Consider the following 3071-nt stretch of genomic DNA (forward strand, 5'->3'; position numbering starts at 1 on the left):
CGAGGACGAATAAGACCGTCACTGATTCAATGATGTTGGAAGCCCCAACCTCAGCGAAGCAGGTTGGGGTACTTCACATTGCACTATTTTCATAGTAATAAAAGCTGCAAATCCTCTCCCTTGTCCCCTGCGTCCCTGCGGTCTCAATCTGCAAATTAAATGCTTAACAACTTACCACCGCAGGTATCGCTATCATCAAAATTATTCACTGGACAATAACCGAATGTTCGTTTATTATAGAATCTATGAGGCACAAAGATGACAAAAAAAATCGAGCCATCTGTGATGCGGCAATCGAACTGATTACTGCCAATGGTTTTGCTGATACTTCAATGTCGAAAATTGCCAAAACCGCCAATGTTTCGCCCGCGACGATATATGTCTATTTTGAAAACAAAGAAAACCTTCTCAATAAAATATATTTGTCAGTGAAGCAGGAAATGAGTGCAGAAATTTTGAAAGGTGTCAACCAGAACCTATCAGTGGAGAAAGCCTTTAAAATGATCTGGAATAATTATTATCAATACGCGATTAATAATCCGGTCAGATTTGCTTTTACCGAGCAATTTGTTAATTCTCCGATGGTTGACCGCATTTGCAAAGATGAAAGTTTGAGCTATTTCAAGCCAATGCTAGATTTGTTCAATCGCGGTAAAGAGGAGAAGGTTTTTAAGGATATTTCCCTGGAAATTTTTACCGCTTTTACCTTTGCGCCTCTGACTGGATTGATAAAAGAGCATTTTAGTGGTGCTTTGATTTTGGACGAAAAAATGTTAGAAACCACCTATAAAATTGCGTGGGATGCAATAACGAATTAATTCTTTTTTTGAGAATTAATTAAATGAACGTTCGGTTAATTAAGTAGGAGTAAATAAAATGAAAAATGAAAAATGGAACGTGGAAAATATTCCGAGTCAAAAAGGAAGAGTAGCAATTGTAACGGGTTCGAGTAGCGGCATCGGTTATGAGACAGCGCGGGTTTTAGCTAATAAACAAGCGTCTGTAATCATTGCAGTTCGCAATTTGGACAAAGGAAACAAGGCATTGGCGAAAATTATTCAACAGAATAAGGATGCCGATGTAAAGGTGATGCAACTTGATTTGGCGAATTTAGCATCAGTTAAAAATTTCGCTGAAAACTTTCAGAAAAATTATGTGCGTCTGGATTTACTGATTAATAATGCGGGTGTGATGATTCCGCCATATTCAAAAACGACGGACGGTTTTGAATTGCAGTTTGGCACTAATCATCTCGGACATTTTGCTTTGACGGGACAGCTTTTGGAACGTTTGATCGGCACCGAAGGCTCACGAATTGTCAATGTTTCGAGCGGCGCACATAGTATAGGCAAAATAGATTTTGATGATTTGAATTGGGAAAAGAGAAGTTATGCCAAATGGAAAGCCTACGGCGACAGCAAACTTGCCAACATCTATTTTACCTACGAACTCGACCGAAAACTAAAAGATAACGGTATCGACACACTTGTAACCGCCTCGCATCCAGGTTGGACGGCAACCGAATTGCAGAGAACTGCGGGCGGCGTTGTGGAATATCTCAACGGCATCCTTGCTCAAGACATCACGATGGGCGCATTACCAACTCTGCGGGCGGCAATCGAAGCGGGCTTAAAAGGCGCAGAATATTTCGGCCCCAATGGGTTTATGGAGATCCGCGGCTATCCAATAAAAGTCGAATCAAACGAATTATCTAAAGACCAAGCGATCGCCAAAAAACTATGGGAAGTATCAGAAAAACTCACCTATGTAAAATTTGAATTTAATAAAAAGGCCCAAGGCGCGGGCAAATGACCAAATTCATACATCTGCTAACTAACAGATTTTATAATGGGCGATCGCACTTTCTTGGCTAAGATAAGCGATCGCTCATCCAAAATTTTTGGTTCTCCACAGCGATCGGATTCACAAATTTCCTAACAATAAAACTCGCCTCTACTTTCATCTAAAAAGCTTCAGCGAGTATTTTTTAAACTTCTATATGGGTCGCCCGGGATTCGAACCCGGAACTAATCGGTTAAAAGCCGAGTACTCTACCGTTGAGTTAGCGACCCTTTCGCTGTATTTCGCAACTTTGCAATCATAGCATATACATCTATAGATTTGTAAAGGGGTTTAGAAAAAATTAGCCGTCAACCTTACAGATGCTGTGTGGCTAGCTCCTGGTGCTAACACAGTCAGGTTATCACCTGTATTGAGAGAGTTACGGGTGGCACTCCACGGCTCTAGACAGTAGAATTCTTTGCCTTTGACTGTCCAAAATACCAGGTAGGTAGAGAAATCATCATAATCTAAGGTGAGTTTTAACTTCCGGCTACGATCTATCGCAGTAGCCGATTGACTCGTTAACTGTCCAAAGGCAAAATCAATTTCATCACGGTTAAAGTCAAAATTGCCATCAAAAGAGTGAAATTCCTTAGTTTGATTATCTTGATACTGCTTAGAGGGAATTTCAATCTCTAACTGAGTTTTATCACCACACAAAAAGTAGGGATGGAAACCAGCCGAAAAAGGCATTGATGTAGATGACAAGTTTTTATACTGCTGACGCACTTCTAGGGTATTACCTTGAAGTTCGTAAGTGAAAGCCAGCTGAAAGTCAAAAGGATAAACAGCCTTAGTTTGCTCATTGCTATCAAGGACAACAGTGAGACTAGCTTTATCTCCAGTTTCTTGTTCTGTTACTTTCCACGGCAATTCACGGGCAAAACCGTGTTGTTTGAGAGTATATTGTTGCCCGTTGTGAGTGTAAGTATTATCTGGTAGATTGCCACAAATCGGAAACAAAATTGGATTCCCACCTCTGACACTCAACTCAGGGTGAGTAAAGCGTTCAGTGTCCAGATAAAAAATTTCTTCTCCTTGAATACGCCAACGGGTAACGATCCCACCACGTTCTGGTACTACTTCCAATTGAGAACTAGCGGCTTCATCAGAAAGAATGTACGTCTTGTACTGTTGCTGTTGAACTGCAATGCTAAACACAAATTTTAGTCCTGAAAGGATTGGGGATTGGGGATTGGGGATTGGGGATTAGGGATTAGGGATTAGGG

The 3071-nt window shown here is 40.8% G+C and carries 3 protein-coding genes and 1 tRNA gene; 2 read left to right on the forward strand and 2 right to left on the reverse strand.

Going from position 1 to position 3071, the window contains the following annotated elements; all coding sequences use genetic code 11:
* The first annotated feature begins 245 nt into the window (after positions 1-245).
* Together CDG77_RS34315 and CDG77_RS34320 are read left to right on the forward strand one after the other, a co-directional pair.
* The gene (locus CDG77_RS34315; protein WP_094333581.1) at positions 246-818 is read left to right on the forward strand and encodes a TetR/AcrR family transcriptional regulator; all 573 of its coding nucleotides are present in this window, start codon (positions 246-248) and stop codon (positions 816-818) included.
* Positions 819-876: 58 nt separating this feature from the next.
* On the forward strand, positions 877-1812 hold the full coding sequence (locus CDG77_RS34320) for an SDR family NAD(P)-dependent oxidoreductase (RefSeq protein ID WP_094333582.1): 936 nt from the start codon (positions 877-879) through the stop codon (positions 1810-1812).
* Positions 1813-2000: 188 nt separating this feature from the next.
* Here the strand turns inward: CDG77_RS34320 and CDG77_RS34325 are convergent.
* Positions 2001-2072, reverse strand: a tRNA-Lys gene (locus tag CDG77_RS34325).
* Positions 2073-2133: 61 nt separating this feature from the next.
* Complete coding sequence (locus CDG77_RS34330) at positions 2134-3003, reverse strand: aldose epimerase family protein (protein ID WP_094333583.1); 870 nt, start codon at positions 3001-3003, stop codon at positions 2134-2136.
* Between the last annotated feature and the right edge of the window lie 68 nt (positions 3004-3071).

The sequence above is a fragment of the Nostoc sp. 'Peltigera membranacea cyanobiont' 213 genome (genome assembly GCF_002245975.1).
In the GTDB taxonomy this organism is placed as follows: domain Bacteria; phylum Cyanobacteriota; class Cyanobacteriia; order Cyanobacteriales; family Nostocaceae; genus Nostoc.